Raw genomic sequence first — 16029 nt, forward strand, 5'->3', positions numbered from 1 at the left:
GTAATTATTGTGTTATGGTTATAGTTCCCATATCTTTTACAGACCCGGTGCTCACTGTTACTCCCGTAACGGTTTTCATTGCATAAGGGCTGACAGGTAAAAACGTTACGTTATACGATCCGGCGGGAAGGCCCGGGAAATAAAATTTACCATTGGCGTCGGCAACTGCACCAACTGTATCTGTACCCATAATGGCTAAAACTTTAGGAGATGATATCGCGGGGCTAACGGTGCCGGTAAGCACACCTGATATAGCATCGGCAAAACCGCGGATAACAGGTTTAAGAATGTATTTACCGCTACCCGTGGTTACGATAGATTGACCGGCATCAAAATCAAGATGCAAAGTGTAGCCAACACCTGCTACCAGGTTATCGTGGATGTTTAATTTAACGCCCGATGTTTGGCCGCTTGGAGTTGTCAGGTCATACGAGGTGCCGTTGATGACTACCCGGTTGCCGGTGGGATTTAATACCAACCGCACTTGTTGTATGGCTCCGGCCGGGATGTCCTGTTCGGCCAGTATGGTATCTTTACCTAAACGAAAGCGCAGGATATCTATCGGCCCGCCACCAACATTAAGGGTGTGTTCGCCGTCGGCAGTAACCACAACTACACTTTTTATACTTAGTATAACAGCATCGTAGGCACCCGGTGCGTCAGTCATTTTTACGGTGACATGTGACGTTGACGAGCCGGCGCCCGAATCGGTTTTTTTGCAAGATGCCAGCCCTAAACCTAATAGAGCCGCTGATAAGAACATTAATTTTTTCATAATAATTTTATTTATAGATATAAGCATTAATTAAGGTCAGTTCACCACTAACCTTGCCAATAGGGGGTACCATATCGATGAATACAGGTTTTGTATCGATGAATAAACGATGGGGGCAACTCGCTATAGGTAATGAGATAGGCGGTAATAAAAAAAAGCCGGACAAAATCCGGCTTTTTACTACAACTATTGTTTGGTTTAAGGTTTAGGTTATTTTTATTTACTTTTTAATTTAAATGTCCCATCTCCAATACCTCCCGTGGCATCAATCCCGGCAATTTTAATGGTGTATTTGTCCAGAATGTCCGATGTATAGAATGAGACTTTAGCCTTGCCATTTTGATCGGTGCTGATGCTTGGCTCCCAGTATATGGTTGAGCGGTAATCGGGCTCTATTACAGCCGGAGCTACCTTGTAACGCGGGCTGTAAAATTCCTGCGGTTGCAGTATCGGTAACGGGCGATAGGTAACCATACCCGGAGGCCTTTGTCTGTACCAGCCCACGCCGTTTTTAGTGGTAATTTCAATCACTGCAAAATCAAACATCGGCGGGCGGGGGTAGATCCTGTTAGTATATTTACGGTTATAGGCAACCTCAACACCAATAATACCCGGTAGTTTATATTCACTTAAGGCATCTACTGTTGGTGAAGCAGTTAATGGTAGATAATCATGGAAGCTTGATAGATCCCAGGCGATAAGATCGTCAGTTTTAAACCCATCTTCACCGCCGCCACCTACCGTCGTCGGCTTCAACGGAAAAGTGCTGCCGGTTTCAACATCTACGGTTAATGGCCAGCCATCTATACGCACATCAACTGCATAAATACCAAATTTAATTATAGGTATTGTAAGGAGACGTCCCCTAAAAAGAATGTCATGCGAACCGAGCACTCTAAAACCGGGTATCTTTTGCTGTAGTAATTCATAAAGATTTGTGGTGGCCGATTTTTTTATATCCTCTTCATCAAATATCAGGTCGGCATTACCGGGGCCAAACCGGTTAAGTGTGCCCTTAATTATCTTTTTGGCATTTATCTTTACTTCTTTTAATACAATGCCAGTCATTTTTACGTTTTTTCGTCTTGTTTTTCGATAACGCGTCTTACATAGTTTAGCTGCGTGCTGTCGGTGTTAACGTACCAGGGCAATATAGCGTCCCTAACCATAGCCGGAATGGGCAAGGCTTTAAATTTATCAACAGTAACTTTGCCAAAGGTTAGTTTTTTACCTTCTTTACGGCTGGCCTGTAAGAAAAACGATCCGCTATCAATCTTCGGCAGGTTTTTAAACTCGTATATTCCATTAGCATCGGCATTGGTTGAGGCAATAAAGGCTGGTTTTTGTGATGAGATAACTACCGGAGCATTAGGTATGGGTTTGCTTACCGGGTTGGTTACCTGCCCGGTAATTTTAAACTCTTTCTCCATGATAAACTCCGGCTTTTTAGCGGGGCAAACATATTTTTCCAACTATAACCCACCCAGCCTTGCGTAAGCAACAGGTTATCCAACGCTTCCCGGGCTTGTTTGTCTTTACGGTTGATGTAATAGCCCGGAGCTTCCACAGTTCCTCTCAGTTCTGAATTGATGAGCAAACTGGCGCCAATACCATAGTTACCTAAACTGTCAACCCTGACCTGCGAATCATCCGTTACAGCCAGCGAGAAATTACCCTGTACAGGCAGCCCGCTTTTATCTTTTACGGCTATTGTCAGGCTAACACTATCGCGTTTGCGGTAAGTGGGATGATTTGTAGCTACGGTAATATTTAGCTGGTCGTGGTTATCAATAAAAACGGCCCGTTCATTGAGCGGCCTTTTGCCTATAAAAAACGTGAACCGCGCAATGCCGGTAGGGAACAGCTTTTTATCTACCGATAGGGCAGGTTGCGTAAGGTCGACTTTTTGCGTATAGTATACCGCGCCCCGTGATGTGCCTATTAAATAGCAGGCAGTATCTGTAGTAAGGCTATTGGTGCCTTGTAAAGTTACGTTTAATGCGTCGCCCTGCTTGGGGTTGTTGATATGCATAACTGTGCCAACAGCGCTTATTTTAGGCAACTCGAAGCTTTTTATAACGGGCTTGCTTAACCGTGCGGTATAAACTTCGCCGGCTTTTGGGGTAAACTCAAAGCTGCCCATACCGTTATGGATAGTGGCGAACGAAACAATCTCGTCGCCTTTGCTATTGTAGATAGCCCCCAGTACCGGTGTGCCTTTACCATCCTCGCCAATGGCCTTAAACCCGACGGTAGATTTTAACCCCTTAACCAAATTACCGCCCTCGGGCAAAAATTGCAGGTCGATGTTTTGGTTACGGTTAATGGTAAGCGGCACCGGATAATTTTATCGGTCTCGCCTTTTTCAAGACTTTGTATCCGTGCTCTTAATATACGTCCGTCTACCTTAGCTTTTAGCGCCTGGCTAAATTTAAGGCTGCCATCAATGCCGGTTTGCATTACCTCTTTATACAGGTAATACCGGCCTTCGTAGATCCTTACATCAACCTTCTTTAAAGCAACCGGCGAATTCAAATTATTGGTCTTAGTCAGCTTAAGATCGACGTTTACTACATCTTTATCAGCAACGCGGCTAACATTTACAGCCGACTTAACCAGCCATGATTCCTTTGCCGGTATGCCTAAATAAAAACGCTGGTTAAAAACATAATCTTCACCAAAGTTTTGCATCCAGTTGGTGTAGGCGCGCAGGGTGTAGCCGCCTTCCCTAAAAATACTGGCAGGCAGCGGTATCTGTCCCCGGGCAACACCCTCTTTAACTTTTATGCTAACGCGACGTACCATTTGCGAACTATCATTATCCAGTTCAACATACAGCAAGCCGCTAAGGCGAGACGCGCTTAAGTTTACGCGATCAACCAAATAGGCCTTGAACCAAAGCGTGTCGCCCAGGTTATAATATGGCTTATCAGTATGCAGGTAAACTTTCTCGGCCGGATAATGCTTGTTAAAAGTATCCAGCGGGGCTGTTAGTTGCCTAACACCCTCCGCCGGGGGCGCGTAAAACCCGTTGTAGTAGCCGGGCCCTCCTCGACCGTGTAGTTATAAACCTGCCTGCCCAGTTCGCCGGCGGCGTTTATGCCTTCAACCACTACCTTGTAATTACCCGGGCCATCGGCATTAAAAAAGTTAAATGATGCCTTGCCTTCCGCGTCGGTTTTTAAATACGGGTTCCAGTATACTGTACTGCGCAGGTCGGGTAGTTTGGCTGCCTCGCCCGGCCTGTCATATCGCGGCGAATAGAACTCGCGCACTTTATTAAATCCCTTTGGCGATATGTTGACAACATTAGGATTATATTGCTTACGCGTTGCACCCAGCTTGGTCATTATCAACACGAAGCTTGAGTTTTCGCCACCCCTAAACTGCTTACTATAGCGCGGTTTGTTCTTACTAATAATATTTTGGCCACGTCTTCGGGCTGGATGCTTCCCATCAAAATTTCGTCAACCTCGTCGGCATTCCTTATCAGGCGGCCATCAAGTATCAATAACATTGATGCCTTGGTGCGCAGGTCTATCAGGGCCATATAACCAAATTGTCCGCGCGGTTCAACACTAACTGCCGGTATCCTGGCCTGCAGGCACATGCTCAATGTAGCGCAATTAGCCGCTTCATTTTCATCGAAAGTAATTATTTTATCTGCCGATTGCTCGGGAATCCTAAGCATACCCTGCGGGGTAATATTGCTGGGTGCTTTTAACCTTCTGGCTTTAATGCGTACCTCTTTTAAGCGCTGTACTTTGTCCAGTTGGCCGGTTTGTTCATAAATATCGTCCAGTTTTTTGCCGTTGTCTATATAGGTTTTTAGCGTGGCGTTAATATCGGTACTTATATCGGCCAGGTTGCGGTTTTTGCCGAGACCTATTTTGGGTATAGTGTCCAAAATAATTTTAACCTTATCGCTGCCTTTAGCATTGTGCGCGGCTAATGACCATTTGATGCTATCGGTCATAAATATACCGTCAAATTTAAACCGGCCATTTTCATCAGTTGTAGTAATTTTAGTAACCCCGGCTATTATCGACATCAGGGTAACTTTTGCACCGGACGATGGTTTGGTACCCGGTTAGTAACTTTACCCGTTATGGTTAAGCCCAGTCCCTCTACATCAAAAACGGGCTTCGTGTTTACCGTGGTGGCTAACTCCTTCCAGCTAAACCTGCGATAGCCCCGGGTAAGCATTAAATTGTCGAGCGCTTTGTTAACTTCATCGGTTTCTTTAGTAAAGTAATAGTTGGGCCTTTCTACGTACCCTTTTAAGTCGGAGGTTAGCAGGATGTTCGAAAATATGGTACTCTCCATGCTTTCATTATGGGGCACCTTGCTCTCGTCGATCACCGCTACCGAAAAGTTGCCCGCTGTGGCTTTGTTCTTGCTGTCCATGGCATCAAGTTCTACCAGGATGCGTTCTTTGCTGCTATAGGTTGGTTTGGCGGTTTTAAGGCTAAGTTTCATCAAATCAGTACTGCGGATAAACGCTATACGTTCGTTTATTGGGTCGCCGGTACTGTTAAATAAAGTAAACTGTGCTATGCCTGACGGGAAAGATTTTTTACTCAGCCAGATAGATGTAATGGCATCACTTATTTTAATTGGCGCGGCAAAAATGGTTTCTCCGCTTGTTTGTGCGATAAAGTTAACCGTTGATTTAAGCAGGGCAGGCGAAGCGTTAATACGTACCAATACACTATCTTTATTAGGCTGATATATGCTTAGCACGTACCCTTCATTCACAGCCTTAGGCAGGGCGATAGCTTTTGTAGTGCCGTCTTCAAAACTGATATTGGCAGTATAAGTTTTACCGGCTACCGGCCGCAATGTAAAACTGCCCATGCCGGCATACCGGGTTTCTATATTGGCAACTTCTGTGTTTTCATTGTCAACAACTTTGCCTTTTATAGTTACCCCTAACCCGTCAACACCCACAGCTTTAAAAGCAACATGAGATGCCAGGCCGTTAACCGGTCGCCGCTTTCCGGGAAAAACTGTACATCGCTTTGCGCCAGTGTTGCTTTTATAGGGAAATCGCGTACAATGGGCTGTTTGTCGCTGCCGGTTATGGTGGTGCGGATAAATGCACCGGCTAAATTGATGTGTTTGTCATTATCAATGTTTATCAATACGCTGCCAAGCGCATCGGTTTTTACGTTTTTAATCCAAACCCGCTTTTTGTTGATGTAGATCTGATAGTTTACATCACGGTTTCCCAATGCTTTACCCTCCTCATCAGTGTATTTAAGCAGGGCGGTTAACACGGGTTTGCTGTCAACGTTTTTATATTGGTAACTGGCTTTGGTGATAACGTTATCGTTAAATATGCTGCCGACGGTAAATGTTTTATCAAAGAAAAGTCTTCGCCGGCGTTACGCATCCACCGGGTATAAGCGCGTATGCGGTAACTGCCTTGCTGAAAGTCATCATTCAAGGTGAAATTCCCCATCACCATTCCCGAAGTTACAGGTAACTTTAATGAACGGATAACCGAATCCTGCTCGGTAATCAGATCGACATAAACAGCCCCGCTTAATGCCGATAACTGGTGCCTGCTCCCTATGGTTACATAGCCTTTAAACCAAATGGTATCGCCCAACGCATAGTAGGGTTTATCTGTATGCAGGTAAACTTTTTCCTGCGGGATGGTGTCTGTCCATTTTTGCAGGATGGTTACAAGGTGAGTTAAAGGGTCGTCATCCCTTTTTGGGATAAAGGCCAGCAATAGTAAAAGCGAGCATAACAGCCCCAGTTTTACTGTGATGGTGATAGGTTTTTTCATTGTAATTAAATGTAGGTTCGGTTTTATAAGATTTAGGTTGATAATTAGTTTATTGAACGCGATAACGGTAAACTTGCCTTGCTAGTTGGCCATCGGCATTAATACCTTCTATAGTTACGCGGTAAGTTCCTGTTTGGTCGCTGTTAAAATAACTTACCCGGGCACGGCCCACAGATCGCGTTAGCACCCTTGGGTTCCAGTAAATTGTGCTGCGCAGGTCGGCTGCCTGGGGTTGGTTTTTCGCGTCATATTTAGGCGAATAGAACTCCTTAGTATAGTCGTAACCCTTAGGCGTATAATATACTATTGATGGATCGTCAGACGTACGCCACGCCCCGTTTTTTGTAAATATAGATAGTACCGGCGCAGGCTTACCCCCAATTCTGTTTAGGTTTGCAGCACCTAGGGCCATAGCCTCAATTGCAGGGCTTTCATGCACCGGGTAAATTTTATTAATGTTGGCGGTGCTATCCAGTATAAACGACTGATAGTCGCAGGGATCAACTATCAATTCTTTATCAATCATTACCACATAATAATCATTTGCTCCGCGGACCTTTGGGAGCCATACCATACCGCAGTTTAAGGCCTCCTGTTGTATAAACAATATCCTGCTTTTAAACATTTCTTCTAAACATTCTTTTAAAGTAGCGCAGGGCATCCCGGCATCGGGCCTGAAAACTTCATCGGCCTGGTTTTCGGTAATGCCTGCATCAAAGCCGCGTTTTTTTGCCGCACGGATCTTAACTTCCCGTAACTGCCGCTGGCTTTGTATGCCATATTTTTCCAGCTCCATGTCCTGTTTAAGGTTATTATCAACTGATGCTTTTACTAAGCTTAGCATATCGGCATTAACATCGCCAATATTAGCGTTGGCTATGATAGCCGGTTTCTTAATTTCATCAACCAGTGTTTTTAAATGTTTGCCGTTTTTAGCGGTAGTGCCCCGGATCGTAAAATCCACACCATTGGTTATTAACAGGTTGCCAAATTTAAAACGGCCGTTTGCATCGGTAACCGTATCGCGTGCAAAGCCCAATTTGTTATTTATGAGGATAACCTTGCCACCCGCAATAGGTTTCTTGTTATAACCCATTAACGTACCCGATATATCATTAACCAATTTCTCGGGCTTATAAGCGTTTGCGGCAGTTGGGTTGGCAATAACATCCTTCCAAACAAACCTGCGGTAGCCCCTGGGTAAGCATTAAAATATCCAGGTTGGCCCGGGTTTCGTTAGTTGGGTTATAAAAATAGTAGTTAGGTTTTTCTATATAGCCTTTAATATCGGCGCTTAAAAGCAGTTGAGAGAAGATGCTGTTTTCTTTAACCTCATCCGACGGTACAGCGGCCTCGCTCATTACCGATACGGAGAAATTACCACCCACCGGTTTGCCGTTACTATCCTTTGCCTCAATATTAAGATCTACTTTTTCGCGGCGGTCATATACTTTTTTGGCACTGGTTATTTTTAGATCGATGTTGTCTTTATTTTCTATAAATACAATCCGTTCGTTTAGCGGATTGCCGGCAGGCGAAAACAAAGTAAACTGCAATATCCCGGTAGGTACATTAGCAGTTGAAAGATACAATGACGCAGACGCTTTATTTAATGGCACATTTGCCGAGAAATAAACTTTGCCGCCAGATTGTCCAACCAAACTTAAAGAGCGCGTACCGCTGCGTAAAGCAGCCGCACCGCCATATACCCGCACCAGTACCGAATCATTTTTTACGGTATGATTAATTGATAGCACATAGCCATCATCGGTAGCAGCGGGTAGGTTTACAATGTTGGTAGCGCCATCAGGATAGGTAACTTTTGCCTGATAAGTTTTACCTGCCACGGGGCGTTAAATAAAAATAGCCCATGCCCAAATGTTTAACTTCTATTTTGGCGACTTCATGGCCGGTGTTATCAATTATGCTGCCGCCTATGGCTACGCCCAGGCCGTTGGTGCCGGTGGCTTTAAAGGCTATTTTACTATTTACACCGTTAACCAGGTTGCCGCTCTCCGGGAAAAACTGCACATCGGTTTGCAGCGATGCTGTTTTAACAGGGAAAGTTTTTGCTATGGTTTCATCACCGCCGATAACAATTTTGGTCATGAGGTAGGTTTTGCTTAGTAAGCCGGGTTTGGAGTTAGGCAGGTTAACAGTAATCTCGCCGGCGGCATTGGTTTTACCCCCGCCAAATGTTAGTACTTCGTAACCGTCTTTAAGCTGGTAACGCACCTGCTTATCCGCAAATGGTTGTCCTCGTTCGTCGGTGTATTTTAATAGCGCCCTTATTTTTGTATTGGCACCCTCTTTAGCATATATATAATCTATTTTGGCAAATACGGTGTTAGCGATGGAATTGCCGATGGTAAACGTCCGGTCGTAAAAATAATCAGGGCCTGCATTGCGCATCCAATTGGTATAAGCACGGATACGGTAATTACCTTCGCGGATCAGGCTGTCGCTTAAAACAAAGTTGCCAACCGCCATGCCCGATGTTACGGGGAGCTTTAATTCTTTTGCGATGGAATCGCCCTCGTTGATCAGGTCGACATACATAGCGCCGCTTATAGCCGACAACTGGTGCCTGCTGCCGGTAGTTAAATAGGCTTTAAACCAAATGGTATCTCCAACCAAATAATAGGGCTTATCAGTATGAAGGTATATTTTTTCCTGCGGATGCGTATCAAACCATTGCTGTAACGACGTAACTATTTTAGCTAACGGTTCATCGGCTTTTGGCATAAAGCCCCAAACCAATAAAAGCGAACAGCACAAGCCAATGCCGGTATAGATCCTGTTTAGTTTCATTGCTGCTGTATTTTAACGTAATGTATAAAAATACGCCTTTGCTTCGCCATTTTAAGTAGTATTGTAACAGTGGTTATTAAAGGTATTGGTTAATTGGTAGGCTAATGTAAAATAGAATATTAAAAGTTCAATCAAGCGACACTGACTTATAAGTCATTATGTGAATAAAAAATGACTTATAAGTATTTTTTTAATGACAAAACAAGTGCCGATGTAAAGGTTTAGTAAGAATATTGAATAGGTTGAAACAAAGACAGCTTTCGTAAGAAGGCTGTCTTTGTTAATCAGGAAAGGATAGGTATTAATTATTTTACCACAACCATTTTTACATTGCTGAAGTTATATAACTTTCCGCCGTAATCGGTGCGGGCAGCAAGGCGTATATACCAGTCTTTTTTGGCAACGCGCCGTTAGCTGATAGTGTAGTAATGCTAATAGTAGTGCCAAGCAAAGCGTTACCGGTTGTGCCGCTGTAAGTAATATGGCCGGCAAAACGGTTATCGTAGCTGGCAGCAACACTACCCACATAAGGAGTTGGTGATGTATACAACCACAGATCGGTAAGGTTACCCCGGAATGCTGTTTTAGAAGTACCACGGGTTATTTTAGCCTGTGCGGTTATAGTGCCGTTGGCATTTAAAACAGGTTCGCCAACCCATTCTACTTCTAATAAAGGCTCTACTGTAAAATCAACAGTCGTTACCCCGCCTTTTACGTCAACATTTTTACTGTTATTAACCGGGGTTGCACCGGTTTGTATTAATGGTACAAAAGCACCTTCGGCAACTATATTATAGGTTGCTGCAAATACTTTAGTATTAATATAGGTACCATCAATTTTAGTAGCCGGTACAGCGGGGTAGGATTAGAACTCCAACTGGTTTCCAATAATTTAATACGGGTACCTGCAGAACCGCCGGCATCGCCGGACAAATCGCTTTGCATGGGTTGGCCGGTATTAACGTCAATTATGCGTCCCTGAAGCGTTTGGTCAGGCCCGTCATAATTATCAAATTTTTTGCATGAGCTGGCCGTAATAACTGCCAAGCCTAATGCTATACTATAAATTATACTTTTCATGGTCATTAATATTAATTACTAAGGTTTGGAACTACGTTAGGACTTTTTGCGATAACAGCTGCCGGGATAGCTTCATAATACCACTTCGGATCAAAAGTATAGGTAGTATTACGTTCGTCGTAATGGTCATCGTAAAATACCTGGTTAGTTTGTGCAACGTAAAAGCCCCACAATGCACGATAAACAGTATTGTTTTGCTCTTTATCAAGTATGCGCCATCTTTTTAGGTCCCACCAGTTTTGTTTTCAAAAGCCAGTTCTTTCCTTCTCTCTTTACGAATTACGTCGATACCTGTTAGATCTCCCAATGTTGCCTGCGTAGCGCCCGCACGTTCGCGGATCAGGTTTAAATTAATAAGAGCTGTAGCTTGATAGGTAGTACCGGCCCGCAGTAAATAACTCATAAGCAGCCTCGGCCTGGTTAAGTAACACCTCGGCATAACGCATTTCTATCCGTGCCTGGTCAGAACGGTTGGTAGCCAGGTCGGCAGTTGGCTTGTTTGGATCAAGATACTTACGAATGGTAAAGCCCGAAATAGATCCCGGAGCGCCTGAAGCGGCGGTGAAATAACCACTTTGGCCACCTGGTTTAAGTTTAGAACCATTAGGAAGGGTATAATCAGCCGTACTAAAATCAGACGATTGTACAAGGTTGGTTGCTGGGTACGCGCCTTTAGCTCCTGCGGCGGTTAACCTGCTGATGCCACCAGCTACCGGACCGGTATAAATAGCACGGCGGATATCAATTACGGTTCTTGAACAGATCGCCGGGAAATAATACGATACCTTTAAGGCGCGGTTCAGCATTAGCAAACGGATCGCCCGCATTGTTATAGGTGATATATTTGCCTCCGGCATCAACCGTTTGGAAGGTGCCGGCTCCGTTTCTTGGCAGCCCTTCAAACATCTCTACAAAATCCAATGTTGGGTTGGTTTCTGCCGACTCAACACCATTCCATAGTTGGCGCGGGATATTCTCTACGTCAAACCAATGCGATGCTTCAGGGTAGTGATACTGGCGTACAAAAATATTTTCGGGGCTCGCCGGGTCAATAAATATCGCCGAGTAGTTAGCTGCCTGAGCAACTTTATCAGTTGGCGACCAGCTTTGTTTGTATAAAGAGTATTTACCAATTACCATTGCAGCCGCGTCATACGAAGCCTTATAGTAATCATTAGCTTTTGCAACAGGGATACCGCAAAGTTGTACACCGCCCGATGTTAGGGTAATAGTGTTGTATTTGGCGATAGAAGCTGCATGCAGCATTATACGTGATTTAAATGCCATAGCAGCCCACTTGGTTACCCGGCCTTTTTAGTACCCGAAATATCAGGCAGCTTGGTAAAGGCATCGTCAAGATCTGTAGCTATGAAATCGTAAATTGCTTGCTCTGATGAACGCGGTATTTTAAACTTGTCTATTTCAGTTACTATTTCATCAATAGTTTCACTGGTTTGGTCAAAACTTTATCAACCAACGGTACACCGCCATAACGTTTTACCAATGCGAAATAAGTCATCGCGCGAATAAACTTAGCTTCGCCCAGCCAGCTATTAACCTGTGCCGCGTTAAAGTTTGTTGCATATGATGGCAGTGCTTCCATAAAATAGTTACACTCTCGTATCAGTGCATATGCATCGGCCCAATAGTTAAAAGTTTCTGTGGGTTGATTACCAGCATCGCGGCTTATTGCCTCACCGGTGATGGTGTAGGGCGAAGAGCGCCAGAAAGATTTAAAACCGGCATTTGGCAGCCACTTGAAATCTTCTATAGGCAATTCGCTGTAAATACGTGCGATATATGATTCCACACCGGCGCTATTGCTAAATACGTCGGCATCCTGCAAAATGTTAGGTGGCGGGACATCAAGATTTTTCTTGCATGAGGTAACAGCGGTTACCAAAACAAGAATTAATAAGTATATTTTCCTTTTCATCTTCTTTTATTTAAAATTTTAAGTTCACACCAAATGATAATATCCTGTCAACCGGATAAGCATAATCATACTGGGTAGTGGATGTTATGAATGTTGATGAACCAGATGGTTTTTCCGGATCAATGTATTTAAGACCGGTAATGGTAAATACGTTATAACCATTAGCAAAAAGGCGTACGCTTTTAATGCCTGAACGTGAAAGCATTTTGTTGGGGAATGTATACCCAACCTCAAGGCTTTTTAAGCGCAGATATGAAGCATTATGCATGTTAGCCGATGTGTTAACAAAAGCTAATGTACCTGTATAAGCATAGTAGCCCGGGGTCCATACGGTATTTGGGTCATAAGGGTCGGCGTTAGGGTCGGTTGGGTGATACCTGTCCATAAACTGGGTCACCGCGTTACCATCAGCCCAAAGTGGTTCGTGCAATTGTTCTATATAAGTTGCATAAACCATAGCCGCGCCCGGAATTGCGCACTTAAATCAAAGCCTTTATAGGAAGCTGCAAAATTGAAACCGAAAGAAACAAGCGGTAAACCATACAGGCCTATAGGCTGGCTGTCATCAACACCTATCTGGCCGTCGCCATTGTAATCTTCATAGCGGTAATCGCCTACTACTGTCCCTTTGTTTACGTAAATCGGGCTGTTCTCAATGGCTTTATAGTTTTCAAACTGGCCGGCTGACCCATAACCAAAGTACGCGTTATTGTATCGGTTGGCGCCAGTAAGTACGTTACCCTGGTTGGAAGCTGTGCTTTTTGGATCCAGTTAAGGTAGGAGTTACCAGCGCGGGCAGCAACTAAGGTACGGTTCATGGTACGGGTGTAACCAAAAGTACCCCCAAGTTCATAATTAAACTCGCCAATATGGTTGCGGTGTGATAACGCAAAATCAAAACCAAAGGTACGATCACTGTTTAGGTTTTGTTGTGGCAGACCTGCGCCAACCACATCAGGTAATGATTGAAGCAAGTTGCCCGGGATACCGTCCCTGTCGCGTCTGAACCAGTCAAAAGTGACGCCTAACAAACCATTCCAGGCTTCGAAATCGACACCCGCATCCAGCATTTTAGCTGTAAACCAGGTGAGGCTGGGGTTAGCTATACCACGGCTTTGTACACCGTTGTAAAATACACCATCAAACACAGAACCCGGGGGCTGGCCGGTATTTGAGCCACTTGCAGGATAGCTATATCCTGAAAGGAACTGGTAAGTTGATGTATTTTCGTCGCCGGTTGCGCCATAACTTGCGCGTAGCTTAAAGTTACTGATGAAGGACAGTGCTTTGGTATTTTTAAAGAAGCCTTCTTCAGAAACGCGCCAGCCTAACTCGCCCTCAGGGAAGAAACCCCATTGTTTGTTCAAACCAAAGCGTGACGACCCATCATATCTGAATAAAAACTGGGCCATGTATTTAGACTTGTAATCATAATTTGCACGCCCTACGTACGAAGCAGTTTTATAAGTGTAAAAGTTTGCGATATTGGTACTCATACTGGCACGGGCATTAGTACTGGTACCTGCAAAAAGATATTCTATCGGTACAGATAGTTCGCGTTGCGCAAAAAGTTGTCGCCGCTACGGTTGTTTTCTTCATACAATAACAATCCTGTAACATTGTGTACCCCACCAAAAGTGCGTTGGTAGTTTAAAGACAGTTGTGCCAGCGTAGCAGGGTATTGGTAATTCTCTCTCCTGATGGTACTTGGCGATTGCTGAATGCTACCTACTACATAAGCATCAGTTGCTGCATTATAGCTATATAAGTTATAGGTTTTATTGTAGATCTTATTATCATTTTGGGTAAAGTCATAACTGAATAAGCCTTTTACGTTTAGGCCTTGTACCCATGGAACGTTATAAGTAAGTGTAGCTGAGGATTGGAAAAATTTGTTATTAAAAACACGGTAACCACTAACATCTGCATCTGATTGTGCTACAGGGTGCAGTGGGTTTGCCACATTATAGTAATAGGCCGGATTATTATTAGCATAAACCGGATAAATAGGGCGCTGGAACCACATACTGCGGAAGATCCAGTAAGGCGCCTGTAGCGGTTGGTTTTTCTTATCCAGTGTACCAGACAGGTTGAGATCGAAAGTAAGGTCCTTCGAAATTTTCGTGCTCAGGTTTGACCGTAGATTATAACGTTTATAATCCGGTCGTTGCTTTTTAATATACCATCCTGGCTTAAATAACCTACGCTAATGTAGTAGCTGCTGTTATCACTACCACCGGTAGCGCTTAAATTATGCTGCTGCTGTCCTGCGGTTTTCTTAGTTGTGGCATCATACCAGTCGGTATTTACTGGCTAAGCGTTGCTATCTGTGCCGCATTATAAGTAGGGTTACCTTTAAAACCAATACCTGTATTGTGTACCGCTTTCTCATTAACCAACGTCAGGTAATCAGGAGTGCCAACTCCTCTTGATAATCTTAAAGGTGTTTGCAGGCCATAGTTACCGGTATAATTAAGATCTACCGCCCCTTTTTTGCCTTTTTTAGTAGTGATCAGGATAACGCCGTTGGCACCACGTACACCGTAAACAGCTGCCGAAGCATCTTTAAGGACAGAAACACTTTCGATATCGTTAGGATCAACACGGGCAATATCCGGACGTGGAATACCGTCTATTACAATAAGCGCGCCACCCAAACCACGAATATCGTAGTTGTTAGCAAATGAGCCGGGCTCGGCTGTGTTTTGTACGTTACGGAAACCGGCAATTTTACCTGAAAGGGCGTTTAGTAAGTTCTCGTTCTTGGTGGTAACGATTTCGCTTGCTCTTACTGAGGATATAGCGCTTGTTAACGAGCCTTTCTTTTGTGTACCGTAACCTACCACAACCACCTCGTTTAATGATGATGTAGCTGTAGCCAGCTGTATGTTAATACTGGTGTTAGTGCCAACTACTTCCTCTACAGATTTGTAGCCAATTGCGCTAAACACGAGTGTTTGCCCTGTGTTTACGTTTATAGTATAGTGGCCTTGCACATCGGTTTGTGTGCCGTTGGTTGTGCCTTTAACTAAAACGCTTACGCCGGGTATAGTTTCGCCTTTTTCGTCGGTTACCGTACCCTGAATTTTGGCCGGGGTTTGTGCGTAAACCGAAACAGACAGGCATATGCCCGTTAATAAAGTAATTGGTATTATCAAAGCAGGCCTGAAACGCAGGACAGACGCTGTCAAAACTGACAAAGCGCTTCTCCGCGAGGCCGCATAATACAGAAACAAGGAGTGATTTTGCGTTATCACACCGCAACCATATTGGCGAGTTTAATTATGAACTTGGGGGTACTTTGGTTACACCCGTACCATGAACCGTACCTTAGCTAACCCCAGCCTCACCTGGTTTACAGCTAAAATGTTGCGGGTGTCGATTTCGAAGCCTGGAATGGTTTGTTAGGCGTCACTTTTGACTGGTTCAGACGCGACGGGGACGGTATCCCGGGCAACTTGCTTCAATCATTTACCTGATGTGGTTGGCGCAGGTCTGCCACAACAAAACCCCTAAACAGTGATCGTACCTTTGGTTTTGATTTTGCGTTATCACACCGCAACCATATTGGCGAGTTTAATTATGAACTTGGGGGTACTTTGGTTACACCCGTACCATGAACCGTACCTT

At 44.3% G+C, this 16029-nt stretch carries 25 protein-coding genes; 1 reads left to right on the forward strand and 24 read right to left on the reverse strand.

All coding sequences use genetic code 11. The features are described 5' to 3' along the window. Positions 1-4: 4 nt before the first annotated feature. The 14 genes from HK413_RS06000 to HK413_RS06065 all read right to left on the reverse strand — a co-directional run bounded on the left by HK413_RS06000 (position 5) and on the right by HK413_RS06065 (position 9933). On the reverse strand, positions 5-775 hold the full coding sequence (locus tag HK413_RS06000) for a DUF4382 domain-containing protein (RefSeq protein WP_175269500.1): 771 nt from the start codon (positions 773-775) through the stop codon (positions 5-7). 216 nt (positions 776-991) lie between these two features. Next, positions 992-1843: a hypothetical protein gene (locus HK413_RS06005; protein WP_175269501.1), complete on the reverse strand. Its 852-nt coding sequence runs from the start codon at positions 1841-1843 to the stop codon at positions 992-994. Positions 1844-1845: 2 nt separating this feature from the next. Then, entirely contained in the window at positions 1846-2205 is a 360-nt protein-coding gene (locus HK413_RS06010) for a carboxypeptidase-like regulatory domain-containing protein (RefSeq protein ID WP_175269502.1), read from the reverse strand. Further along, positions 2172-3113: a hypothetical protein gene (locus HK413_RS06015; RefSeq protein ID WP_175269503.1), complete on the reverse strand. Its 942-nt coding sequence runs from the start codon at positions 3111-3113 to the stop codon at positions 2172-2174. Before HK413_RS06015 ends, HK413_RS06010 begins: the two co-directional genes overlap by 34 nt. Beyond that, the gene (locus HK413_RS06020; protein ID WP_175269504.1) at positions 3035-3616 is read right to left on the reverse strand and encodes a hypothetical protein; all 582 of its coding nucleotides are present in this window, start codon (positions 3614-3616) and stop codon (positions 3035-3037) included. The genes HK413_RS06015 and HK413_RS06020 overlap by 79 nt, the downstream gene beginning before the upstream one ends. 149 nt (positions 3617-3765) lie before the next feature. Next, the gene (locus HK413_RS06025) at positions 3766-4125 is read right to left on the reverse strand and encodes a hypothetical protein (RefSeq protein WP_175269505.1); all 360 of its coding nucleotides are present in this window, start codon (positions 4123-4125) and stop codon (positions 3766-3768) included. 2 nt (positions 4126-4127) lie between these two features. After that, on the reverse strand, positions 4128-4826 hold the full coding sequence (locus HK413_RS06030; RefSeq protein WP_175269506.1) for a hypothetical protein: 699 nt from the start codon (positions 4824-4826) through the stop codon (positions 4128-4130). Next, positions 4826-5725 carry a hypothetical protein gene (locus tag HK413_RS06035; RefSeq protein ID WP_175269507.1) on the reverse strand — a complete coding sequence of 300 codons (900 nt, stop codon included), beginning with the start codon at positions 5723-5725 and terminating at the stop codon, positions 4826-4828. Before HK413_RS06035 ends, HK413_RS06030 begins: the two co-directional genes overlap by 1 nt. Beyond that, positions 5707-6054 (reverse strand): hypothetical protein, encoded by a 348-nt coding sequence (locus HK413_RS06040; protein WP_175269508.1) that lies wholly within the window; start codon positions 6052-6054, stop codon positions 5707-5709. Before HK413_RS06040 ends, HK413_RS06035 begins: the two co-directional genes overlap by 19 nt. After that, positions 6048-6572, reverse strand: coding sequence for a hypothetical protein (locus HK413_RS06045; protein ID WP_175269509.1), 525 nt, complete (start codon positions 6570-6572; stop codon positions 6048-6050). The genes HK413_RS06040 and HK413_RS06045 overlap by 7 nt, the downstream gene beginning before the upstream one ends. A 49-nt stretch (positions 6573-6621) precedes the next feature. Beyond that, positions 6622-7695: a carboxypeptidase-like regulatory domain-containing protein gene (locus HK413_RS06050; RefSeq protein WP_175269510.1), complete on the reverse strand. Its 1074-nt coding sequence runs from the start codon at positions 7693-7695 to the stop codon at positions 6622-6624. A gap of 10 nt (positions 7696-7705) precedes the next feature. Continuing rightward, positions 7706-8419 carry a hypothetical protein gene (locus HK413_RS06055; protein ID WP_175269511.1) on the reverse strand — a complete coding sequence of 238 codons (714 nt, stop codon included), beginning with the start codon at positions 8417-8419 and terminating at the stop codon, positions 7706-7708. Beyond that, positions 8409-9383: a hypothetical protein gene (locus HK413_RS06060; protein ID WP_175269512.1), complete on the reverse strand. Its 975-nt coding sequence runs from the start codon at positions 9381-9383 to the stop codon at positions 8409-8411. Before HK413_RS06060 ends, HK413_RS06055 begins: the two co-directional genes overlap by 11 nt. 325 nt (positions 9384-9708) lie before the next feature. Next, a complete protein-coding gene (locus HK413_RS06065; RefSeq protein ID WP_175269513.1) occupies positions 9709-9933 on the reverse strand; it encodes a hypothetical protein in 225 nt (74 codons plus the stop codon). Between the two features lie 73 nt (positions 9934-10006). Between HK413_RS06065 and HK413_RS17030 the strand changes: the two genes are divergently transcribed. Continuing rightward, complete coding sequence (locus HK413_RS17030) at positions 10007-10180, forward strand: hypothetical protein (RefSeq protein WP_246229914.1); 174 nt, start codon at positions 10007-10009, stop codon at positions 10178-10180. Here HK413_RS17030 and HK413_RS06075 read toward each other — a convergent pair. The 10 genes from HK413_RS06075 to HK413_RS06120 all read right to left on the reverse strand — a co-directional run bounded on the left by HK413_RS06075 (position 10170) and on the right by HK413_RS06120 (position 15590). Beyond that, positions 10170-10463 carry a hypothetical protein gene (locus HK413_RS06075; RefSeq protein WP_175269514.1) on the reverse strand — a complete coding sequence of 98 codons (294 nt, stop codon included), beginning with the start codon at positions 10461-10463 and terminating at the stop codon, positions 10170-10172. The genes HK413_RS17030 and HK413_RS06075 overlap by 11 nt on opposite strands. An 11-nt stretch (positions 10464-10474) precedes the next feature. After that, positions 10475-10636, reverse strand: a complete 162-nt coding sequence (locus HK413_RS06080; protein WP_175269515.1) for a hypothetical protein — start codon at positions 10634-10636, stop codon at positions 10475-10477. A gap of 50 nt (positions 10637-10686) precedes the next feature. Next, positions 10687-10902, reverse strand: a complete 216-nt coding sequence (locus HK413_RS22030; protein WP_394353139.1) for a RagB/SusD family nutrient uptake outer membrane protein — start codon at positions 10900-10902, stop codon at positions 10687-10689. Further along, positions 10814-11269, reverse strand: coding sequence for a RagB/SusD family nutrient uptake outer membrane protein (locus HK413_RS06090; protein WP_175269517.1), 456 nt, complete (start codon positions 11267-11269; stop codon positions 10814-10816). The genes HK413_RS22030 and HK413_RS06090 overlap by 89 nt, the downstream gene beginning before the upstream one ends. Then, complete coding sequence (locus tag HK413_RS06095) at positions 11205-11750, reverse strand: hypothetical protein (protein WP_175269518.1); 546 nt, start codon at positions 11748-11750, stop codon at positions 11205-11207. The genes HK413_RS06090 and HK413_RS06095 overlap by 65 nt, the downstream gene beginning before the upstream one ends. Positions 11751-11892: 142 nt before the next feature. Further along, positions 11893-12399: a RagB/SusD family nutrient uptake outer membrane protein gene (locus tag HK413_RS06100; RefSeq protein WP_175269519.1), complete on the reverse strand. Its 507-nt coding sequence runs from the start codon at positions 12397-12399 to the stop codon at positions 11893-11895. Between the two features lie 10 nt (positions 12400-12409). Continuing rightward, complete coding sequence (locus HK413_RS06105; RefSeq protein ID WP_175269520.1) at positions 12410-12856, reverse strand: hypothetical protein; 447 nt, start codon at positions 12854-12856, stop codon at positions 12410-12412. A gap of 175 nt (positions 12857-13031) precedes the next feature. Further along, positions 13032-13895, reverse strand: a complete 864-nt coding sequence (locus tag HK413_RS06110; RefSeq protein ID WP_175269521.1) for a SusC/RagA family TonB-linked outer membrane protein — start codon at positions 13893-13895, stop codon at positions 13032-13034. Positions 13896-13936: 41 nt separating this feature from the next. Then, on the reverse strand, positions 13937-14362 hold the full coding sequence (locus HK413_RS06115) for a hypothetical protein (protein ID WP_217452095.1): 426 nt from the start codon (positions 14360-14362) through the stop codon (positions 13937-13939). A 343-nt stretch (positions 14363-14705) separates the two neighbouring features. After that, complete coding sequence (locus tag HK413_RS06120) at positions 14706-15590, reverse strand: carboxypeptidase-like regulatory domain-containing protein (RefSeq protein WP_217452096.1); 885 nt, start codon at positions 15588-15590, stop codon at positions 14706-14708. Between the last annotated feature and the right edge of the window lie 439 nt (positions 15591-16029).

The sequence above is a fragment of the Mucilaginibacter humi genome, from assembly GCF_013087555.1.

Excerpts from the sequence above, each read along its gene's own strand:
- HK413_RS06000 (WP_175269500.1), bottom strand. The coding sequence starts at position 775 with ATGAAAAAATTAATGTTCTTATCAGCGGCTCTATTAGGTTTAGGGCTG.
- HK413_RS06005 (WP_175269501.1), bottom strand. The coding sequence starts at position 1,843 with ATGACTGGCATTGTATTAAAAGAAGTAAAGATAAATGCCAAAAAGATA.
- HK413_RS06010 (WP_175269502.1), bottom strand. The coding sequence starts at position 2,205 with ATGGAGAAAGAGTTTAAAATTACCGGGCAGGTAACCAACCCGGTAAGC.
- HK413_RS06025 (WP_175269505.1), bottom strand. The coding sequence starts at position 4,125 with ATGACCAAGCTGGGTGCAACGCGTAAGCAATATAATCCTAATGTTGTC.
- HK413_RS06030 (WP_175269506.1), bottom strand. The coding sequence starts at position 4,826 with ATGTCGATAATAGCCGGGGTTACTAAAATTACTACAACTGATGAAAAT.
- HK413_RS06045 (WP_175269509.1), bottom strand. The coding sequence starts at position 6,572 with ATGAAAAAACCTATCACCATCACAGTAAAACTGGGGCTGTTATGCTCG.
- HK413_RS06060 (WP_175269512.1), bottom strand. The coding sequence starts at position 9,383 with ATGAAACTAAACAGGATCTATACCGGCATTGGCTTGTGCTGTTCGCTT.
- HK413_RS06075 (WP_175269514.1), bottom strand. The coding sequence starts at position 10,463 with ATGAAAAGTATAATTTATAGTATAGCATTAGGCTTGGCAGTTATTACG.
- HK413_RS22030 (WP_394353139.1), bottom strand. The coding sequence starts at position 10,902 with ATGCCGAGGTGTTACTTAACCAGGCCGAGGCTGCTTATGAGTTATTTA.
- HK413_RS06090 (WP_175269517.1), bottom strand. The coding sequence starts at position 11,269 with ATGCTGAACCGCGCCTTAAAGGTATCGTATTATTTCCCGGCGATCTGT.
- HK413_RS06095 (WP_175269518.1), bottom strand. The coding sequence starts at position 11,750 with ATGGCATTTAAATCACGTATAATGCTGCATGCAGCTTCTATCGCCAAA.
- HK413_RS06100 (WP_175269519.1), bottom strand. The coding sequence starts at position 12,399 with ATGAAAAGGAAAATATACTTATTAATTCTTGTTTTGGTAACCGCTGTT.
- HK413_RS06105 (WP_175269520.1), bottom strand. The coding sequence starts at position 12,856 with ATGGTTTATGCAACTTATATAGAACAATTGCACGAACCACTTTGGGCT.
- HK413_RS06110 (WP_175269521.1), bottom strand. The coding sequence starts at position 13,895 with ATGAGTACCAATATCGCAAACTTTTACACTTATAAAACTGCTTCGTAC.